Source organism: Enterococcus sp. S183_ASV_20 (assembly GCF_018919685.1).
Taxonomy (GTDB): Bacteria; Bacillota; Bacilli; order Lactobacillales; family Enterococcaceae; genus Enterococcus; species Enterococcus faecalis.
Genome location: NZ_JAHLRI010000180.1, coordinates 1 through 427 on the forward strand (window position 1 = coordinate 1; position 427 = coordinate 427).

A 427-nucleotide genomic window follows, 5' to 3' on the forward strand; every position below is an offset into this window, starting at 1 on the left:
GGTGAAAACCTATCCGTATCCTGGGTTTGCCACAGACTTGCAACAACCGTTAACGCCATTACTTTTAAAAGCGCAAGGAACTGGTGAAATTATTGATACGATTTATGCTCAACGAAATAAGCATATCCCTGAGTTGGTGAGGATGGGGGCCGATGCTTCGGTTGAAGGCAATATGATTATTTTAAATGGTCCAAATCAATTGCACGGTGCAGAAGTAGTCGCCTCTGATTTACGGGCAGGCGCGTGCCTAGTCACTGCCGGCTTGATGGCTGAAGGTACGACAACTATTTATAATGTAGAATATATTTTACGTGGGTACGACCACATTATCGAAAAGTTAACTGCTTTGGGCGCTGATATTCAAATGCTAGAAACCGAAGAACAAGAAGGTCCGTTTGAGGTGGATCAATGAGCGACTATTTAACAA

1 pseudogene is annotated in these 427 nt (G+C 43.3%); it reads left to right on the plus strand.

What is annotated here, in order from left to right:
• Positions 1-412, plus strand: a pseudogene (locus KQI94_RS16320) (UDP-N-acetylglucosamine 1-carboxyvinyltransferase); the annotation flags it as partial.
• Positions 413-427 lie beyond the last annotated feature (15 nt).